The sequence below is a fragment of the Algoriphagus sp. genome (assembly GCF_029254265.1).
Lineage (GTDB): Bacteria > Bacteroidota > Bacteroidia > Cytophagales > Cyclobacteriaceae > Algoriphagus.
In genome coordinates, this window is sequence record NZ_JAQWXX010000108.1 from 25,339 (window position 1) to 46,767 (window position 21,429).

The following is a 21,429-nucleotide window of genomic DNA, read 5'->3' on the forward strand; positions in this document are numbered from 1 at the left end:
TTTTTAATCTGGATCCTCGCTATTTTTTCTAATTCCAGTAGCCAGAAATTGATTTTACTTAAGTCCAAAATCTGATTTTTATACGGGTTCCCATGTCTTTTTTACCAAATCGTTTCGAAATTATTAGCTTTTTGAGATTGGAATAGTTTGAAGGAAATTTGCTTGAGAAAGCGGTTTATATATTCTACTTTAATACTCTTAATCAAAATTTTACCCAAATGACCTCCCGCTTCTCCCTAATTTTCTTTCTCGTAGCCGCAGTATTTTCACAGGCTCTTTTTGCACAGGAAAAAAAGACCTATAAGGAACCTAAGTTTGATTTTGATTGGAGTAATCCTACAGTTTATCCCGATCGAATCATCCTGAATATCAGTGAGGACCCAGCGCACAGTGCCAATATCACTTGGAGAACATCCGCTAAAATAAAATCAGGAGTAATTGAATATACCGAAGCTTCTGCAGATCCTAGATTCATTATGAATGCATTTAGACTGGCAGCGATCTCCACTTCATTTCAAAGTCCGGAAATTGAGGAAAACAAAGTAAAATCTACTTACCATTCAATTTCCTTAAAAAATCTAAAGCCGGCTACTACCTATGCCTACCGAGTAGGAGACAGTGAGCGCTGGAGTGAATGGTTTCAGTTTACCACGGCTTCAGAAAAAACTGAAGAAAAATTTTCCTTCCTATATGTTGGTGATGCCCAAAATTACATTCTTGAACTATGGTCCCGGCTAATTCGAGAAGGATTTAAAACCGCTCCGGATGCTAAATTCTTTATTCACGCAGGAGACTTAGTAAACAACGCGCATCGGGAACAACAATGGCACGAATGGTTTACTGCTGGTGGATTTATTCATAGCATGATTCCTTCTATGCCCACCCCGGGAAATCATGAGTACCAACCAAAATCACCTTCCGAAGAAGCCTCCAAATACAGAAGCCTTTCAGTACAGTGGAGACCTCAATTTAATCTGCCTGAGAATGGTCCAAAAGGACTGGAAGAAACTGCCTATTTTGTGGACTATCAAGACGCTCGTATCATCTCTCTAAACTCAAACGTAGAACTTGAACGTCAAGCGGAGTGGTTAGATAGCCTCTTATCCAAAACCACTAAAAAGTGGATTATCCTCACCTATCACCATCCAATGTATTCTGCTTCCTCAGGTCGTGACAATCCTAAAATCAGAGAAATCTGGAAGCCTATTTTTGACAAGTACCATGTGGATCTGGCCCTACAAGGTCATGATCACAGCTATGCAAGAGGTCGGGTATCTCCAGGGGAAAATCTACTTGAAGGTGTAAACCTCCGGGATCAAACAGGCACTGTCTACGTGGTATCCGTCAGCGGAGGTAAGATGTATGAGGTCGGAGGAGATTGGGACGAATTTGGTGCACAAAAAGAGCGAAGCGGTGGTAACACTCAGCTTTTTCAAGTGATCACAATTGAGGGAGACCGATTACTTTTCGAGTCTTACACGGCAATCGGTGAGCTTTATGATTCCTTTGAATTGATCAAAACCCCAAATGGACCAAATAAATTTATTGAGCTTCGTGCCAATGCAATACCGGAACGGGTAGAAACTAAAAAATAAAACTAAAAAGGAAAATATGGGCTGAAATTCGATTTTTGCTTTCGTTTAAGATTTCAGCTAATTTTGATCAATTCATTTTTACCTAACCCCAGCTAATATGTTGAAGAAAATTTTAATCGGCCTCGGAGTCTTGTTCCTAGCTTTTGTTGCATTCTTTGGTTACGGAATTTTATTTCCTACAAGTCCTCCTACTACCGCAACTTTCTCCGGTCAGGGTGTAGATATTACAGTTAATTATTCCCAGCCTTCCAAGAAAGGCAGATTGATCTTTGGCGATGAAGCCTCTGGTGCTTTACAGCCTTATGGCACTTATTGGAGATTAGGGGCGAATGCAGCCACGGAAATCACCTTCAGCCAAGATGTTAATTTTGCCGGACAGGCGGTAGCAGCAGGGACCTAAAGAATGTACGCTGTACCTGGAGCAACATCTTTTGAGATTTCCCTAAATTCAGAATTAGGAGTTTTCTTGGGTGTTCAGGAGCCTGATTATTCCAGAGATGTAGTAAAAGTGAACGTGCCAGTTTCTACCCCGGCTGCGGAAGTGGAAGTATTCACTATCAGTTTCGAGGAATCCGGTTCTGAAATACTAATGAATATCGCTTGGGAAAATACCTTAGTGGCTGTTCCGATCAGCGTACAATAAACCGTATTTAAATGGCTTTTTCAGCAAAAAAATGGGTACTCCTGCCAATAGGGGTACTCATTTTTCTTGGTATTACTTATTGGATCATCGGGCTTATCCAGTACCGACTCAATGTGATGGATGTGGAAGAATATGATCCCATCTCGACTTTGGTCGTACCCGAGCATCCGCTTACCAAATCTAAATTTCCTTTTATCGATGTCCATAATCACCAATGGATCATGCCAATCCAAGATTTGGAAGATTTGGTTGAGGAAATGGATTCGCTAAATATGGGCGTAATGGTCAATCTGAGTGGTTTTCGCGGTAAAATCCTAGAATGGTCTTTAGATAATGTAGCTGAAAATTACCCAGAGCGATTTGTAGTTTTTCTTAATATCAATTTCGAAAATCTCGATGATCCAGGTTGGCCGGAAGAGCCCTTGATGATGTTGGAGGAAGGGGTAAAACAAGGAGTAAAAGGGCTAAAGGTTTACAAAGAACTTGGGCTGAATGATCAGGATAATGATGGAAATCGGATCCCTGTCAATGACCCTCGCCTCGATCCGATCTGGGCAAAATGTGGTGAATTGGGAATTCCAGTGTTAATTCATTCTGGTGAACCTAGCTCATTCTGGGAACCAAAAGACAAGTTCAATGAGCGCTGGCTTGAGCTAAAGCAATATCCGAGTCGCTACCGAAACCCTGAAACGCTTCCTTCCTTTGATTCGGTTATGGCTGAGCAACACGCCGTATTCAGAAAACACCCCGACACCAAATTTATCAATGCCCATTTGGGATGGTACGGAAATGACCTGAAGAAACTTGGAGAACTCATGGATGAGTTCCCAAATATGTACACCGAAATTGGAGCCGTTTTGGCAGAATTAGGGCGACAGCCAAAGGCAGCAAGAACTTTTTTCATCGCGTATCAGGATCGGATTCTTTTTGGAAAAGACACCTATAAGATGGAGGAATATTACACCTATTTCCGAGTACTGGAGACCGAGGATGAGTATTTCGATTACTACAGGAAGCGGCATGCCAACTGGAAGATGTATGGAATGGGATTGCCCGATTCAGTGCTTCGGAAGGTTTATTATAAAAACGCGATCAACGTTATCCCTGGTATAGATCGATCAGTTTTTCCTCTGGAAGACTAGTTTTTTTTAATAAAAATTCAAGGTCTTCAGTGAAAACCTCCATGCAATTTGCGGTTAAAAAAGCCAATCAATTTTTAAACACTTATTGCGTTTCGTGGAGACACGAACTGCGGCGATGAATGTGATTCCGGGAATCGATCGTTCAGTTTTTCCGGTTGAGGAGTAGTGAATTATTAAATCCCCCTAACCCCCTTTGGAAAGGGAAATTTAGGTCCGCGTAGGAATGAATTTTTGACTACAAATGGGATTTTATTTTTAAAAAAATAGAAAATTACACCTCCTAGGTTTTAAGATTGAGGTTTAGAAAATGCGATTCCCCCTTGTTATGGGGGCAAGGGGGATTGAAGCCATTCTGCTTTATTCCTAAATTAATCCTGATTCTGAAAATATTGATAAAAAACAAATCCTCCTTGTGATACCAACGGTGGGCTAAGGGGAAAATAACGATAAGCAAAATCTTTCATCTGATAGGCGCGTTGGGATGACGCAAAAGCGGGCCGGCGTTCGGCCTAGTGCGGTGGAAGCTTTTTTGCGTCTTGGCCTTTTGGTTCTTTTGGGCCAAGCCAAAAGAACAATAGAAAACCCTCAATCTAACTTTTCAAATTCTGATTCTTATTTTACTTCTAAAACCTTTCCAAGTATCTATCCTTGCTTATCCCCTGATAAAGGAATAATTTGTCCTTCAGGTAAATACTTATCGCTCCAGCCCAAAAACCTATTATCATATGAAGAGACATTCTGCAATCCTCGCTCTTGCACTAAGTTCATTTTTTGCCTGCACCGAATCCAAGCCCAAACTGACTGACGAAGAATTCGCCCAACTCAGCGATGCTCAAAAGCGTTCTGTGGAATTTGCCTTAGATGGTATCGAAGTGCCTGATGAGCGATTAGTACTGACACTTTTCGCATCTGAACCGATGATGACTAATCCCACGAATATGGATGTAGATGATCGTGGCCGGGTCTGGATCGCCGAAGCTTATAACTACCGTACTAAACTGAATCCCCGTAATCCAACCAAAGCAGAAGGTGATCGAATCCTAATCATGGAAGACACCGATGGTGATGGCGTAGCGGATACTTCGAAAGTTTTCTACCAAGGAAATGACATCAATGCTGCTTTAGGAATTGCAGTCTTGGGCGATAAAGTTTATGTTTCCGTCAGCCCTTATCTCTATGTATTTACTGATGCAGATGGGGATGATGTTCCAGAAAAGAAAGAGATTCTATTCTCTGGTGTGGGTGGTGAGCAGCATGATCATGGGATGCATGCGGTGACTTTTGCACCTGATGGCAAACTGTATTTCAACTATGGGAATGCCGGCGAAGGACTCCGTGATGCGCAAGGCAACCCAATCATTGATCCGATCGGTAGACCGATTACCAATGAAACCCAAACCTATCAGGAAGGAATGGTATTCCGAATGGATCCGGATCATACTAATGTCGAGATATTAGGCTGGAACTTCCGTAATAACTATGAAGTCGCAGTAGATAGCTACGGTAGAATGTGGCAATCAGATAACGATGATGATGGTAATCGAGGAACTCGAATTAATTACGTCATGGATTATGGGAATTATGGTTTCAAAGATGAAATGACTCGAAGCGATTGGAGGACACGCCGAATCAATATGGAAGATTCCATTCCGCTCCGACATTGGCACCTGAATGATCCAGGCGTAGTGCCAAATCTTTTACAAACTTATGCGGGCTCCCCTACCGGAATCTTGGTGTACGAGGGAAAACTTTTGCCTGAAGAATATCAAAATCAAGTAATACATGCCGATGCAGGTCCAAATATCATCCGCGCTTATCCAGTGAAGGAATCCGCTGCCGGTTTCACGGCTGAAATCATCAATCTGATGGATGGAAATAAGCGGGACAATTGGTTTAGACCTTCAGACGTAACAGTTGCTCCCGATGGATCAATCTTTGTTTCCGATTGGTATGATCCGGGTGTAGGTGGACATGCGATGGGTGATCTGGACAAAGGTCGTGTCTACCGACTTGCTCCAAAGGGCGTAAAGTACAACTTAGAAAAGCCAGACTATTCTAATGTGGAATCTCTGATTAAACTCCTCCAAAATCCAAATCGAGCCACCCATTTCAAAGCATTTATGGCTTTAAAGGAAATGGGCACCAAAGCTGAAACAGCCTTGAAAGAGCTTTATGAAGGCGAGGATCCCCGGATGAAAGCACGCGCTTTCTGGCTCCTTACCAAGCTTCCAAATGGACAAGAATATATTGCAGCGGCTGCAAAAGATGAAAATCAAGATATCCGAGTAGCTGCTGTAAGAGCTTCTAGAATCAACAAAACCAATCATGCAGATTTTCTCTTGCCTTTAGCAAATGACGAATCTCCGCAAGTCAGGAGAGAAGTAGCTTTAGCAATTCGCTATATCGAAATGCCTGCTGTTTGGGAAAGATTAGCTGAAAACTATCAGGCTGGAGATCGCTGGTATTTGGAGGCACTTGGGATTGCGGCCGAAGGATTCTGGGATATTTATTTGCCCACGTATTTAGAAAAAGTAGGAACTGGTTGGACCGAAAGTCAGGAGGCTACCGATTTAGTTTGGCGATCCAGAAGTGCCAATACAGCCACGCTTTTGGGCGAATTGATTCAGGAGAAAAAGTCCCCAGCAAATTTACGATACTATCGAGCATTGGATTTTCAATACAAAGATGCAAAAAATCTGGTTTTAAAATCCCTACTAAAAACGAGTTCTCCGGAAGAGCAGATTATAGCCCTTCGTCAGTTGGTGTTCGATTCTGGATCTCCGGATCGGGAGATTTTAGCTTTGGCTTCGCAAAAAGCAGGTGAAATCGCCGATGATCAGGATTTTCTTGAGATTGTTAGCAAATATGGCTTGAAAGAGCAAAAGGCTCGTTTGCTTGACCTGGTCATGGACTCACCTGACCAGAACATTTCCCAGACTGCTGCCAAAACTTACATTGAACTCTATGGAGTAGCTGAAATGCCGGGTTATTTTTCCAATTCGGATGAAACTAAAGCGATCCAAGCTATTGATAAATTTGGAACCGTGGACAATGTCGATATGGCCAAAAGCTTAGCTACTGTCTTCACAGATACTAAGCGAAGCCTTGCTGTAAGGGAAGCGGCGACACAAGCTATGAAAGGCTACAACAGCGAAGGCTATCTATGGGAAATGGAAAACAAAAATCAGATTCCAGCTGATATGATGCCTATTGCGCAGAAGCTTTTGATGTCCACTTGGAACTCCGAGATTCGTGCTGCCGCCACTGAGAAATTCGGAAATAGTGCTGGGCCTAAAGTAAATGTAGCTTCCCTATTAGCAAAGTCTGGAAGCATAGAAAAAGGGAAAACCATCGCTCAAGGCTATTGCTTGGCTTGTCATAAAATCGGAAATGAAGGAATTGACTTCGGCCCCGGCTTGACAGAGATTGGGGATAAGCTCTCGAAGGAGGCTTTATATAATTCCATCCTAAATCCTTCCGAAGGTATGGGCTTCGGCTACGAAACCCAACTTGTGAAATTTAAAGATGGAAAGGAAATCCAGTGCATTGTAAACTCCAAAACTGAAATCGATCTGATCGTGAAACTCGTAGGTAGTGGAGAACAGACGATTTACAAGCTAGCCGATATCGCGTCTGTAACACAGCTTACCGAGTCCTTGATGCCAAAATTCCCACTTAGTGAAACTGAGTTGGTGGACTTGGTAAGTTATTTGGAGACGCTGAGGAAGTAGGGAGTTGGAAGTAGGAAGTCGGGAGGTTGGAAGCGGGAGGTTTGGAGGTTGGAGGTTGGAAGTAGGGAGGTTTAAATTTCTTGTCGGTTAAAAAACTTATATCTAATATCATAAATCTTAATTCCTATGAAACTCGGCGCATTTTCAATCTCTCTTTCGGTCAAGGACCTGAAGGTTTCCAGAACATTCTACGAAAACTTAGGCTTCAGCAAATTTGCTGGAGGTGAAGAAATGAACTATCTCATCATGAAAAATGGCAATGCCCTCGTGGGACTTTTCCAGGGGATGTTTGAAGGAAATATCCTCACTTTCAATCCAGGTTGGGATGAAAATGCACAACCTGTTGAAAACTTTGACGATGTACGTGCAATCCAAAAATCTGTCAAATCCAAAGGAATCAAACTTGAAAGTGAAGCCGATGAGTCCACTCAAGGGCCAGCATCATTTGTTGTGAAAGACCCGGACGGAAATATGATATTGATTGATCAGCATGTTTGATATTTCCTTAGCTAATCACGCATTTTAAATATGTCGTTTCTCAAAACGCCCCTTCCACTTTTCTTTATTCAAAATCGAGAAATCTGATTTCCAGATTGTTTTGTTTTTATTCATTCATAGGGTTACTTTTTCTATGTTGATGAAAATCATATTTACTATCATACCGAAGTCTTATTTTTAAGAAAACACTCAGGCTGATTTAGCTTGACTGGATTCAGATTTATTTATGAAAATTTTATGGTGCAATCATGAAAAATAACATTGATAAAATAGAGCTGGTAATTCCTTTAAAGAATCTCGATTTGAAAGGGATTTTAAGAAAAGCGGTTAATCCTAGAGGGATGATTATTTTTTGTCATGGGAGTGGAAGCAGCAGACTTAGCAGCAGAAATAATTTCGTCGCAGACCAATTACTTGAGGCTGGGTATTCCTCACTATTATTTGATCTGCTAACTGAAGAGGAAGATCTAACTTATGAAAACAGATTTAATATAGATCTTTTGACGCGACGCTTGGTTGACGTCACCGAGTATATGATAGAATCAGAGAATCTGAAAAATATTCCTATAGGCTATTTTGGAGCGAGCACGGGTGCAGCTTCAGCACTTTTTGCAGCTGCGACTTTGGGTCAAAAGATTGGAGCAATAGTCTCCAGAGGAGGAAGACCGGATATGGCCATGCCTGTTCTAGACAAAATAGGAGTCCCTACCCTATTAATCGTTGGAGGAGATGATTATGAAGTGATTGAATTAAATCAAAAAGCTTTTGATCAATTGGATTGTATAAAAAAATTAGAAATCGTTGAAGGGGCAACTCACCTATTCGGAGAACCCGGAAAACTTGAAGAGGTTGCGCAATTAACCATTGATTGGTTTGATACTTATTTAACTATAAAATAAAAGTGATGAAGTTCAAGAACAGAGATGAAGCCGCATTACTATTAGCTGAAAAATTAAAGGAGTATAAAGATGGAAATGCTGTGGTCTTGGCCATCCCCAGAGGAGGTGTGCCTCTTGGTTATATTATCGCCAAATCGCTTAATCTACCACTAGAGATTGTACTCTCTAAAAAAATCGGCCATCCCTTTCATAAAGAATATGCAATAGGTGCGGTAACATTAAAAAATAGAGTTCTTAGCAATGCCGCCAATGATATTCCCGAAGATTATATCGAATCAGAAACCGAAAAAATCAGAGAAAATCTAAGGCTGCGCTATCAGAAATTTTGCGGAGCTAAGGATGAGCTGAATCTGCATGGTAAAATTCTGTTGGTGGTGGATGATGGAGTCGCTACTGGCAACACCATGCTTTCAATCCTTGAAATTTTGCATGAAGAAAAGCCGAAAAAAATTGTAGTTGCAGTTCCTGTGTCTCCGCCAGATGCCATTCAAAACTTCCAAAATTCACCGTTTGTAGATGAAGTAATATGTTTGATGATACCACATGACTTTAGAGCTGTTGGCCAATTCTACGAAGATTTTGGTGAAGTTGATGATGAGCAGGTTAAGCAATTGCTGGACGTTTCGAATAAAGAGGTATCATAGACAACCCCATTGTGATAAGATTAGAACCTTAAATCGTATGTGGTCATGCCCCACAAAAAAAGGCATAGTCAAATGATTTTCTAACAAGTCTCTTTTAGTACACCAACAAGGTATTCCTTTTTAGAAAATTTGAACAATTTGCTATTTTTTCCCAAACCCAGCCTTGATATACTCTACCGCTTTTAGATGAGCGGGGGTCTCTTTACGGACTGAACCCCAAGTCGTCACATCATGTCCGACACCTTCATACATAAAGCTTTCAGTAGACACTCCCGCATCGTTCAGTTTCCTCAAAAACAACTCCTCCTCTACTCTTGAAATCTCATATTCACCCAGAATATTAAATGTCGGTGGAAGTCCCACCAGATTTTTAGCCCAGAGGGGTGAACCATAGTCACTTCGCACGTCTTCTATATTTTCAAAGTATAAATCTTTACATACTGACCAGGACGAGCCTCCCCCATCGATAGCGGCATAAACAAGTAATTGAAAAGAGAATTTGGGACTGTTTTTAGTTTCCCTCGCTTTTAAAGTGGTCGCTGCGGCAAAATATGCTCCGGCACTTTCTCCGGAAATGGCAAAGTTTGCCGTATCTAAGCCAAGTTCACCTGCATGATTCCATAACCAGTCCGTCACTTCATAGACATCATCATGAGCAGCTGGATATTTATGCTCAGGCCCTAATCGATAATCAATGGCGATCACCGTCACATCACTCTTCTCAGCTAAATACCTACTTATCTCATCGTGACTGTCTAAACTTCCCGCTACCCAACATGCCCCATGTACATAGATCAAGGTGGGTTTTAAGCCAGCAGTTTTTGGTCTATAAATTCGAATAGCTACCTCACGACCAGCTAAAGGGATAGCCTGATCAGTGATCAAAAGATCAAAACGCGAGGTAGCTGGTTTGATCCTTTCTACCTGTGCCCGAAATTGATTAATGCTTTCCGGAGTTGACAACCAAGCATCCTGAGCGAATAGTATGGAAGGCATTGCCAGTAGAAAAAGGGTAATCGTAATTAATCTCATATGCTTTTATTTAAGGATCGATCCTTGATTATTTTTGACTGTGATTGATCATGTTTTACAACTTTACTCTGGCCTTAGCAAAGCACTCCAAAAGATGGAGAATTGGGAAACACCTGAATATAACTTAGAAGATACAGTTTTTAAATTTTGTCAAAGCCAATAACCCGATTGTCATTCAAATTCACCCATCTAATCCAAAAGAAGATACCCAAAGAGCAGGATGCATGGTCTTGATACTTTCTTTCAGAAGGATTACAAGTACTGATTGATGTAGTTTAGCCTACAATCCATTCGCTGAAGGACTGCCAAAATTCAAATTTGTAAAAATTCAAAACGGAAAAATGGTACATCAAAACCACAAGTAAGGCAAATGGGAAAAGATTCCATCGCTTGTGCGATTTCCAATCCCAAATACTCAGGGCTACTAAAATCAAATCCGCCATAAGAAAGCCAACCACTGGTAAAATAGGTAAACCAAAAACCAATCAAGACTAAAACAAAAAAGCCCGCAAAAAAGAAATAACTCCGCTAGTTAATCTGCTTTTCTAATTTCATGTGTTTATAATTTGATTTTTAATTGTCACATGGAATGCCCTGATCCTGATATTTATCGGGACATCCCCCTCCCGAAACCAGTTCGCGACAAGTTGTGTGAGAAGCACTTCTCATGGGCATTTCATGCCTTTAAAGTTTTACCCTTTGATGAAGATTCCTTGGGCGATTTTGGGATGATTGAGTTTGCTGCCTGTGGCAAGTTGGCTGGTATCCATATCTAAAAAAAGGTTTTCAAATAGTTGTAAAGTAAGAAAGTTATTAAATTCTGTAACTTCTGGTAATTTCGATCCTTATCATTTCAATGAAAAGATTTCTCGTCCAAGGCATTTCAGTTTTCTTAGGCTTCACTTTTTGGGGATCGGGAATGGCGAAGCTGTTCTTTGAGCATAAATTCTTTGGATGGATGGGACCAGTCTGGTTGATAGATGAACTGACGAAATATGACCTTGGGTTTTATGGCGCTTTTATCGCCTATTCTCAGGTCGTCATCGGCTACTTACTGGTGACTACCCGTTATAAACTACTCGGGAGTATCATGATGCTTCCACTATTGGCCAATATTCTAATGGTGACTATCTCGCTGCAATGGCGCGGCACCCCTTATGTGATTTGCTTTTTTCTAATTCTCAATATGACCTTGCTCTGGCAGTATCGTGACTTTTTCCGGCCCTTGATAGACGAGGGAAAAAGTAATGCAGACATCAACCGCAGAACTCCTAAAACTTGGTCAGGACACTTAGTTTGGCTGACGGGTTTAGGTTTACAGATTCTTGCAATCGCGGTGTCTTATTACCATTGGCCCCTTTCCTTAGGGATTTCTCTGACGGGTTTGGTCATTTCTTTTATGAGTTTTAGGGTGGATAAAAATCATAACCGGAATTAATAATTTCTCATCTATCCTATTTTGCTTCTTGGCTTTCCAATATTTTCTCAAAAGAACCAAAAGGGTGATACTTAAAATTATTCTTTTCTTAACATTCTGGCTTATTTCTTGGTCTTTTATTTAGGATATTCAAACTTAGTGATTGACACATGCTTAATCAGAAATTATAAAAAAGTACCTGCTCAAATCTTTGAAGATCCTTGGCATTTCAATAGCTAGCCTATTGATTCTCTTCGTTGCCTTGATCTTTTTTATTCGAAGCCCATGGGGTCAGGGGATAATAGTGGATAAGGCCACCACCTATCTTCATGACAAAACTGGCGCTGATGTAAGTGTTGGGAAGCTTTTTATCACATTCTCAGGAAGTATCAGCCTTGAAGAGTTTTACATTTCGGATGTTGATGGAGACACCTTGGTATATTCTAAAAATCTGGAAGCTGGAGTTTCATTTCTTCCACTGATTCAAGATGGTTCTATCCATGTAAGCAATTTCGATTGGGAAGGCCTTACTGCCAGAATTAATCGACCTGAAAGTACCGGTAAATTCAATTTTGAATACCTAATTGAAGCCTTTTCTTCTTCAGAAGATGCGACAGTTTCTGAAAGTACGTCGGAAGAAAGTGCAGCTTTAAACATTTCACTTTCGCCAATTACGCTCAAAGATTTTGACATCACCTACCTGGATGAAGTCACGGGAACTGAAGCTCAAATAAAGCTTGGGGATTTTGAATTGGCTATTCCAACCTTGGATTTGGAAAATAATGTTTTTGGGATTAAGTCTATTTCTCTAGAAAAAAGCAGCATTCAATACAAACAAACCAAACCTTTTCCTCCTTCTGAAGAAACTGAAGAGGAGTCGATTTTACCGATTATCCGAATTGAAAATCTAAACCTACGCGACATCACTTTGGATTACAATAATCCATTGGAACAGCAACTGGCAGAGGTGAAAATCGGAGAGTTAATACTTCAGATTCCTGAAATAGATTTGCCAAATCAAAATGTGGAGATTAATCAAATAAGCCTTTCGGAGTCCAGTATTTTATACCATGATTTTTCGATTCCTGATAGTCTTTCTTCCAATTCTATAGAAGCTGATTCTTCTGAATTCACCTGGCCAGACTGGATAGTAGACATAAAATCGATTGCGCTTGAGAACAACCAGATTGAATATAAAACCAAAGATCAAGAAGCTCAGTCAGGAATTTTTAATCCAGAAGTTATCCTTCTCGAAAATTTGACTTTGATAGCTAGCGATATCTCCTTGGCAGATGAATCAGTGAGCCTAAACCTCGAAAATTTTCAGTTTTTAGAAGCCAGCGGATTTGAATTGAAAGACTTGATTTTAGCCTTAAAAACTACTGGCAAAGGGACTGAAATTTCAAGGTTCTTTATAGAAACCAACCGAAGTCTTGTTGATTCAAAAGCTGATTTCACTTACGAATCAATCCAGCAATTAATCGATAATCCTGAGCAGTCTAAATTGAATTTAGAAATTTCTGACCTAACCCTTGATGTAAGAGATAGCTACTTCTTTGCTCCTGAATTGGCAAAGGACACATTGATCCAGGAACTAGCAAAATTTCCGTTTTTGGGAGATTTATCGGTTAATGGGAATCTGGCACAATTGGAAATTCCGCAATTAACTATCTCTTGGGATGAAACCGAATTAACAGCGAAGGGAAGTATTGCAAATGCCTTGGTAATTGACTCTTTGTTTTTTGATTTTCCTGAACTCAACCTTAAAACCGATCGAACCACGATCAATCGATTTGTATCGGAGTCAGATTATGGAATTCAATTACCAGAGCAATTAGATCTCCATGCGAATGCAAAAGGTACTTTGGATGATTTGTTGGCAGAATTGGATTTGTTGACTGATTTAGGGGAGATTAAAATGGCTGCCAGTTACCAGAATTTAGATAAACTGGCATTTGATCTGGATCTTGATTTGAGCGAATTACAACTTGGCGTTTTACTTCAAAACCCAGACTTGGATACCTTATCGCTAAGTCTACAGGCCCATGGAAATGGTACTAGTATCTATGAGCTGAACGCAAGTCTTCAGTCCGATTTTGAAAAATATAAATCTATATGGATCTGATTATTCCGGGCTTCAATTAAATGGAGATCTTACCAATGGGGCCGGCGATATCAGCCTTTTGCTTGATTCAGACTTTTTGGATTTTGATTTACTAAGTTCCATCACGCTGGATTCTATAAATTCAAAAGTTGACCTTGCGCTGGACCTTAAAGGTGTAGATTTTTATGAGCTTGGATTTTCCTCAAAAGAATCCAGAGCTAAATTAAAACTGGAAGCAAATTTTGAAGGGAATTTAGATGATTTCAAGGCCTCTGTTTTTTTACATGATGGTTTGGTTTTGTATGACAAAAAAAATTACCCAACTGGCCAGCTAGATCTTAGGGCACTTGTGAAACCAGATTCGACAAACGTTTCCATTGACAGTAAACTTGCAAAAGGTTTTATACAGACTAACACCGATCCAACTGCATTGGCCCAAGCCCTTGAAAATCATTTTCTGCAGTATTTAGGGCAAGTTGATTCGACCAATTTAGCCCTCGATAGCAACATCGTTATGAATATGGATTTATCAATTTATGAGGATCCTATTTTAAGTGACGTTTTGTTACAAGGGCTAGAACAACTTGATTCTGGTAAAATACAAATGTCATATTCCCAAAATTTAAATTCCTTCACTGCATCTGTTGATTTCCCTTATATCAATTATTCAGGTTCCCTGATTGACAGTCTTGAACTTAATCTAAGTTCAAATTCGAGTGATCTGAATTTTGATTTTGGTTTTCAAGATCTGGAATCTGGCCCTTCAAAAATTGGCAATACTTTCCTCACTGGTGAATTAGAGGATTCAAAAATTAAATTTGAATTCAACTCTTTTGCAGAGGAAACGCAACTTTATCATATCGGTTATGACATCGGCCTAGCTGGCGATACAATAAGTATTCATATCGATCCAGAAGATCTAATTCTGAACAAAAATAGCTGGACCATTCCGACTACCAATCAAGCACTCTATTCTGAAAACAACTTAAACTTTCGAGATTTCAGCTTTACCCAAAATGGTCAAGAACTTTCTCTCAAAAAGAATATTGAAGGGTTTACAGATGAAAACATAGCTATTCTTTTTCAAAATTTCAGGCTTTCTACCCTTACCAGTCTATTAAATCCGGAGGAAATTCTAGCCGGAGGAAAATTAAATGGACAGTTGGTCCTAGAGAACCCATTTGGAGCTATAGGCCTAATGGGTGATCTAAAAATTGATAGCCTTAGGGCCGTGGGTGTACCACTTGGCAATTTAAATCTAGAGGCCACAGCGAAAAGCTTAGGAGAATATATTTTAGCTTTAAAATTAAGAGATGGAGGTATCGACCTGGATATGGATGGAGAATTCATCGCAAATGAATCAGGTGCAGAATTCGATCTGACAATAGATCTTCTCAAAGCAGAAATGACAAAAATAGCTGCCCTTTCCCAGGATCAAATTTTAGAAGCTTCAGGTTACCTGCAGGGTAAAATAAGTGCAAGTGGAAAGACGAGCGATCCAAAATACCAAGGAGAATTTCAATTTCATGAGACATCATTTGTACCGGCACAACTTAGCACCAAGTATCTTTTATCGGATGAAAAAATCACATTGGATAATGATGGGGTTTATTTCGATCAGTTGACAGTAAGAGATGCGGATGATAATACATTTACAGTTGATGGTGAAATCTCAACAAGTGATTTAACCAATCCTGGTTTTAATTTAAACCTAGTTGCCAAAAACTTTATGGTGGTCAATTCCACCAATATAGAGAATGAATTATTATATGGGCGTGGCACTATCGATGCAGATGTTTCGATAAAAGGAAATCTAAATCTCCCGGTTGTCAAGGCCAATTTGAATGTCAAAGAAAATACAGATTTGACATTTATTATTCCTGAGTCACAGCTTGACCTGGTAGAGAGAGATGGCGTGGTAATATTTGTAAACAAAGAAAATCCCGATGACTTTTTAACCAGGCAAACAGAAGAAAAAACTACAGCTTTTTCCGGGTTTGATATCCAAGCTATATTGACTGCTGATCCGAAGGCGAAATTTAAAGTGGTAATAGATCCAAAAACTGGTGACAACCTTTTAATATCAGGAAGTGCCAACCTGCAAATGGATATTAATCCCAATGGCAGAGTCACGATTAGTGGAGCTTATGAAATAACAGAAGGACATTATGAAATGTCACTTTATAACTTGATCAGTAAAAAATTCTTGATCAATCCCGGAAGTAGAATTACTTGGAATGGTGATCCGATGGATGCAAATCTGGACATCCGAGCTATTTATGAGGTAAAAACTCCCCCCACAGAATTAATGTCTTCTCAACTTACAGGAAGCAGCCAGCAGACAAAGTCTCAGTATAAAACACGTCTTCCATTTTTAGTATATCTAAATGTAGCAGGTGAACTACTGAAACCTGAAATTTCCTTTGCTTTAGATATGCCGGAAAATGATCGTGGAGCACTAGGAGGTAGTGTGTATTCACAAGTCCTCCAAGTCAATGAACAAGAAGATGAATTGAACAAGCAGGCATTCTCTCTTCTGGTTTTGGATAGATTCTTCCCGTCTCAAGGAAGTGATGGATCAAGTGGCGGTGCAGAGGCTATTGCTAGAAATAGCGCTAGTCAGCTACTATCTAGTCAAATGAATGCTCTTTCGAGCAAATTGTTTGGAGATAGTGGGTTTCAAGTTGGATTCGATTTTGACTCCTACCAAGATTATCAATCAGGAAGTGGACAGAACCGAACTGATTTAAATATTAATGCTCAACAAAGCTTATTCAATGATCGTCTCGTGGTTGAAGTTGGCAGTCAAGTAGATCTGGAAGGAAGCTCTCAAAATAGCGGTCAAGCAAACTCCCTACTAGCGAATATCAGTATTGAATATATTTTAACTGAAGATGGCAGATGGAGTATAAAAGCATTTAGAAAAAATCAATTTGAAAGCATTATTGATGGGCAGTTAATTGTCACTGGTGGTGGTATTATTTTCAATCGAGAGTTCAATGAATTCCGGGACCTTTGGAAGACTCCTGTCCAAAAAGAAAATAAAACAAACCCAATTGACGAGTTGAAGGAAAAGCAACAAAATAGGGAGAACGATGAAAATTAATAAAAACATACTCTTCTGTTTTTTGGCTGTTATCTCAGTCTCAGGATGCCAAATAAAGAAGCATATACCTGAAGGAGAATTATTATACACAGGCGCTTCCCTAGAAATTGAAAGGCCAGAAGATTTAGAAGATTTCAAGGTTGTCGAAGAAGAGCTGAACAGCTTGCTACGTCCAGAACCTAACTCGAAACTCTTAGGAATGTACTTTGGCCTTTGGGCCCATTACAAATCAGAAAAAGAAAGACCCGGCTTTATCAATCGTTTTTTTAACAAAACATTTGGACAAGAGCCTGTTTATTTCAGTCAAGTGGATCCAGCTCGAACCGAGGAGCTCATTCTCAATAGACTGGAAAACAGGGGCTATTTTTATGGCTCGACCAGCTCTGAGGTAAACCGAAAAGAAAAGTTTGCTGATGTAAAATATGCTGTAAAAGTATCTTACCCATATGTCTTATCAGAACTGGAACTTGAAAGAGACTCTCTTCAAATTGAGCATGAAATACAAGAAATTCTAACCGAAACAGAGTTAAAATCAGGAAGTCGATTTGATATAAACACTTTAAATCAAGAAAGAGACAGAATTGATGAAGCGCTAAAGAAAAGGGGTTATTACAACTTTAATAATGATTATTTAATCTTTGAAGCAGACACGAATATTTCTGATACGGCCAGATTATTTAAACTCTATTTAAGACTTAAAACAAACACCCCTGAAAATGGCCTTTTGCCCTATCAAGTAGATCAAATTCAAGTATTTCCTAATTACTCTTTGGATGAAAGCGGAGAAAAACTAGATACAGTTAGTCTTGAGGGAAAAGATTTCATCCAAGGCAATTTTGTCTTTAAACCAAAGCTCCTAAATGATTACATTCTAATCGAAAAAGGGAAGAGATATGATCCAACCAAATCTCGACTCTCCAGCAATCGATTAAGCTCCATTGGCAATTACAAATTTGTAAACCTTCGGTATGAAGAATTGAATAAGAAAGATTCACTCGGGCATCTATCCGCAAGTTTTTACCTCTCTCCCATGACGAAGAGGTCAGTTAGAGCAGAGCTTTTAGCAGTATCCAAGTCCAATAATTTTGCAGGTCCCGCTCTAAATCTAGTTTATAGAAATAGAAATTTATTTCATGGTGGAGAGACCTTTAATCTGACCGGCAATATCGGATATGAACTCCAAATCGCCGGAGGAGAAAATAGGTCAAAATTAGAATCTTTTCAACTCGGTTTAAAGGCGGATTTAATTTTCCCAAGAGTGATCTTCTTCGTTCCCATCAAAGAGAAATTCAGCTATTCGGTGCCAAAGACTAAAATAAGTCTGGGTACAGAATATTTAAGCAGAGGAGGATTATACAGACTCAATTCATTTCTCACATCTTATGGTTACTTCTGGAATGCAAATAAATTTGTCTATCATGAAATCAATCCAATCAATGTAAACATTGTAAACCTTTCCCAGTCTTCACCTGAGTTTGATGAAATACTTGATAATAATCCTTTCCTTAAGAAAAGTTTTGAACAGAGTTTTATTGCTGGAATCAATTATACTTTTAACTACAACAAGCTCAATGACCGGTTCAGAACTCATGGATATTTCTTTGGATTAGGTCTAGACTTCGCCGGCAATACAATTCATGCACTTGATAAACTTGTAGGAAAAGGTGATGGAAAGGTCTTTGGTCTTGAGTATGCGCAGTATGCCAAAATAGATTTAGACTTTCGATATCACTTCAATTTCACAAATACCCAAACCGTAGCTACGCGACTTTTTGCCGGTGTAGGAGTCCCAATTAACAACTCTTCTTCTCTTCCTTTTTCTAAACAATATTTCTCCGGTGGACCAAACAGTATTAGAGCATTTAGAATCCGTTCCATTGGACCTGGAAGTTACCAGCCAGAGGTAATCGATGATAATTCTTATTTTGACCAATCGGGAGATATTCGGCTAGAAGGAAATATCGAATACAGATTCCCAATGGTATCTTATCTGAAAGGAGCACTATTCTTAGATGCAGGGAATATCTGGCTGATGAATGAAAACGAAGCATTGCCTGGAGGAAAATTCAGCTCCAGTTGGTGGAAAGAAATTGCGATGGGAACTGGATTCGGCTTGAGAGTCGATATTGAATTCTTTGTAATCCGATTTGACATTGCTACGCCTTTGAGGAAACCATTTTTACCAGAAGGCGAACGCTGGGGAAACTCATTCGATATTGGCAGCAAGACCTGGAGAAAAGAAAATCTGATCTTTAATTTTGCGATTGGCTATCCATTTTAATTAATACTTCTATATGATTACCTGTAATGATGCCAGTAGGCTTATTTTCTTTGTTTTACTGGCTGGAAGACCGATGACGGATGACCGAAGTGGCCTAAAACCTAGAGTTTAACTTATTCTTAGCTGCTTTTAGATCTTTGCTGGCAGAAAAGCGGATATACATATACTTCTAAAAACAACAGCAATTTCAATCTGGCAACTGGAGTAATTAAGATAATTTAAAACTCCCGAAGTATACAGGACTTTTTGCTTGGATTTAAAATCTCTAATTTACTTTTCAAATAACCCGGTAATGAAATTTCCTTCCATAAATCAACTTCAAGAGGACTCCTTCAGAGCTGCCAAACGATTTCCGCTCAGCCTGATTGCTGCAGTAATTGGGACGGGGCTAGCCATCTATCTAGTGGAGTTAGAACTTTTCGAGGAGGAATTAGGGCTGGTAAATCTACTTCTTACTGCAGCACTTGGCATCCCCTTGTTTTTCTGCATCCGAATTCTAGGCGAGCAGTTGCAGCTATCCAAAAAAAATCAAACTCTGATTCAAATTGGAGGACTAGCTTTTCTTGGCCTGATCTATTGGAGTTTTCCGCTGGAACTCAGCTTCGACACCAACCGCGCTCCTTATATCAGGTACCTGATTTACAATCTGACGATTCATCTTTTCGTAGCGATTTTACCTTTTTCCAAAAGCAAAAGTCAACTTGGTTTCTGGAATTACAATAAGGTGCTTTTTCTGCGCTTGGTCTTAGGGGCGCTATATTCCGCGGTCCTCTTTTTAGGAATTCTCTTTGCCCTACTTGCGATCATGGCCCTTTTTGATGCCGAGATTGACCCCAAAACTTTCGCTCAACTCTTTTTCTTCACCGTAGGGGTGTTTAATACTTGGTTTTTTCTTGCAGGTATTCCCTTGGAATTTAAAGACTCGATCTCTGAGCAGGAATATCCTAGGGGTTTGCGTGTGTTTACGCAGTTTGTGCTGATCCCGCTTTTACTTTTCTACCTCGTGATCCTTTATGTCTATGGAGGAAAAATCATATTGACCTGGGATTGGCCTCGAGGCATCGTAAGCTACATGATCATAGCCATCTCAGTACTGGGTATTTTTACGAATCTTTTACTTTTTCCTTCTCAGGAATTTAAAGAAAGTGGCTGGATCAAACTCTTCTACAAGACCTTTTACTTGCTGCTTTTCCCACTGATCATCCTGTTGTTTTTTGCCATAGGAATCCGAATCGAGGAATATGGTCTTACTGTGAATCGTTACATTATTGCTCTTCTTGGGATTTGGCTGAGCTTTATCGCTATTTATTTCTCATTTGGAAAAAAAGACATTAAAGTGATCCCGATCTCCCTAGCATCTTTTATGATTTTCGCCTCATTTGGTCCTTGGGGCATGTTTAGCCTGAGTGAATTGAATCAAACCAACCGTCTCATTCGTGTTTTGGAGAAAAATAAGTTGCTTGTAAATGGGAAAATTCAAAATGAGACCCAATGGGAAATCAGTGAAAAAGGGGCCATTAAATCCATCGATAACGGTGAGGAAATAAATCTAGATCAGGAAAGCTTGAAAGAGGTGAATTCAATTATCCAATATCTGGGGGATTATCATGGTTTGAAAGATTTAGAACCATGGTTTGACCAAGATTTGAAATCCATCATGCAAACCTCAGCCAGCAATTCAAAATCAAACTCCCCTTCTATGGATTGGGATGAGCTTTTCATCAAATCCATAGGACTGGATTATATCCCTTCTTATGAATTGAAATATGATCAGCCAGAAACCAAGCAGCTAAACTTTGTAGCAACAGGCGAATTCAGGTATCCAATTGAAGGATTTGACCAGTTAATCAAGTTTGATGCAAGTAGATATGCAACACCTAAATCAGACGAAAACAACTTAGTCATAAGCCTCGATAAGGAAGGTGAATCAATATTGGTTGTGATTTCAAGCAGTGGGGAAGCCCGAATCGATTTGAAACAGTTTATCCAAGAACTACAACTTCTCTATACTAACACTTACAACACTGTAGAATGGGAAGATTTGAGATTTGAATACAATTCCGAGGACTTGAAGCTAGTTCTGTTTTTTGAAAATATCGATGCCCGTAGCCAAGATGGAGAATTGATTATTGAGTCTTTGAATGGCTTTGCACTGGTGGGTAAACAGGATTTAACAAATGAAAAACCATGAAATGCTCATGAGAAAAGTTCTCACACAGGAGAATGATTATCTAAGGCATTCCATATGACCATTAAAAAACAAATTATAAACACATGAAATCGAGCATGTCGTATTCGACACACAGAGGGATGATTATCAACAATGCGAGATTCCAT

The 21,429-nt window shown here is 39.7% G+C and carries 12 protein-coding genes and 1 pseudogene; 12 read left to right on the forward strand and 1 reads right to left on the reverse strand.

Annotation, left to right across the window (positions count from 1 at the left end; all coding sequences use genetic code 11):
* Positions 1 to 218: 218 nt before the first annotated feature.
* The 7 genes and pseudogenes from P8O16_RS16330 to P8O16_RS16360 all read left to right on the forward strand — a co-directional run bounded on the left by P8O16_RS16330 (position 219) and on the right by P8O16_RS16360 (position 9,152).
* On the forward strand, positions 219 to 1,595 hold the full coding sequence (locus P8O16_RS16330) for a metallophosphoesterase family protein (protein ID WP_300316504.1): 1,377 nt from the start codon (positions 219 to 221) through the stop codon (positions 1,593 to 1,595).
* A 97-nt stretch (positions 1,596 to 1,692) separates the two neighbouring features.
* Positions 1,693 to 2,238 (forward strand): annotated as a pseudogene (locus P8O16_RS16335) (DUF2911 domain-containing protein).
* Between the two features lie 11 nt (positions 2,239 to 2,249).
* Positions 2,250 to 3,380, forward strand: coding sequence for an amidohydrolase family protein (locus tag P8O16_RS16340; RefSeq protein ID WP_300316505.1), 1,131 nt, complete (start codon positions 2,250 to 2,252; stop codon positions 3,378 to 3,380).
* A gap of 725 nt (positions 3,381 to 4,105) precedes the next feature.
* A complete protein-coding gene (locus tag P8O16_RS16345) occupies positions 4,106 to 7,111 on the forward strand; it encodes a PVC-type heme-binding CxxCH protein (RefSeq protein ID WP_300316506.1) in 3,006 nt (1,001 codons plus the stop codon).
* 126 nt (positions 7,112 to 7,237) lie between these two features.
* Complete coding sequence (locus P8O16_RS16350; protein ID WP_300316507.1) at positions 7,238 to 7,609, forward strand: VOC family protein; 372 nt, start codon at positions 7,238 to 7,240, stop codon at positions 7,607 to 7,609.
* 248 nt (positions 7,610 to 7,857) lie between these two features.
* Positions 7,858 to 8,508 carry a dienelactone hydrolase family protein gene (locus P8O16_RS16355; RefSeq protein ID WP_300316508.1) on the forward strand — a complete coding sequence of 217 codons (651 nt, stop codon included), beginning with the start codon at positions 7,858 to 7,860 and terminating at the stop codon, positions 8,506 to 8,508.
* Between the two features lie 5 nt (positions 8,509 to 8,513).
* Positions 8,514 to 9,152 (forward strand): phosphoribosyltransferase, encoded by a 639-nt coding sequence (locus tag P8O16_RS16360; protein WP_300316509.1) that lies wholly within the window; start codon positions 8,514 to 8,516, stop codon positions 9,150 to 9,152.
* 141 nt (positions 9,153 to 9,293) lie between these two features.
* Here the strand turns inward: P8O16_RS16360 and P8O16_RS16365 are convergent, their stop codons facing one another.
* Complete coding sequence (locus P8O16_RS16365) at positions 9,294 to 10,184, reverse strand: alpha/beta hydrolase (protein WP_300316510.1); 891 nt, start codon at positions 10,182 to 10,184, stop codon at positions 9,294 to 9,296.
* An 856-nt stretch (positions 10,185 to 11,040) separates the two neighbouring features.
* Here P8O16_RS16365 and P8O16_RS16370 point away from each other — a divergent pair.
* The 5 genes from P8O16_RS16370 (at position 11,041) to P8O16_RS16390 (ending at position 21,283) form a co-directional block, all read left to right on the forward strand.
* Positions 11,041 to 11,622: a hypothetical protein gene (locus tag P8O16_RS16370; protein WP_300316511.1), complete on the forward strand. Its 582-nt coding sequence runs from the start codon at positions 11,041 to 11,043 to the stop codon at positions 11,620 to 11,622.
* Positions 11,623 to 11,812: 190 nt separating this feature from the next.
* Entirely contained in the window at positions 11,813 to 13,726 is a 1,914-nt protein-coding gene (locus P8O16_RS16375) for an AsmA family protein (protein ID WP_300316512.1), read from the forward strand.
* Positions 13,698 to 16,811 (forward strand): translocation/assembly module TamB, encoded by a 3,114-nt coding sequence (locus tag P8O16_RS16380; RefSeq protein WP_300316513.1) that lies wholly within the window; start codon positions 13,698 to 13,700, stop codon positions 16,809 to 16,811. The genes P8O16_RS16375 and P8O16_RS16380 overlap by 29 nt, the downstream gene beginning before the upstream one ends.
* Positions 16,801 to 19,092 (forward strand): BamA/TamA family outer membrane protein, encoded by a 2,292-nt coding sequence (locus P8O16_RS16385; protein ID WP_300316514.1) that lies wholly within the window; start codon positions 16,801 to 16,803, stop codon positions 19,090 to 19,092. The genes P8O16_RS16380 and P8O16_RS16385 overlap by 11 nt, the downstream gene beginning before the upstream one ends.
* Before the next feature lie 292 nt (positions 19,093 to 19,384).
* Positions 19,385 to 21,283, forward strand: a complete 1,899-nt coding sequence (locus P8O16_RS16390) for a DUF4153 domain-containing protein (protein WP_300316515.1) — start codon at positions 19,385 to 19,387, stop codon at positions 21,281 to 21,283.
* The last annotated feature ends 146 nt before the right edge of the window (positions 21,284 to 21,429 follow it).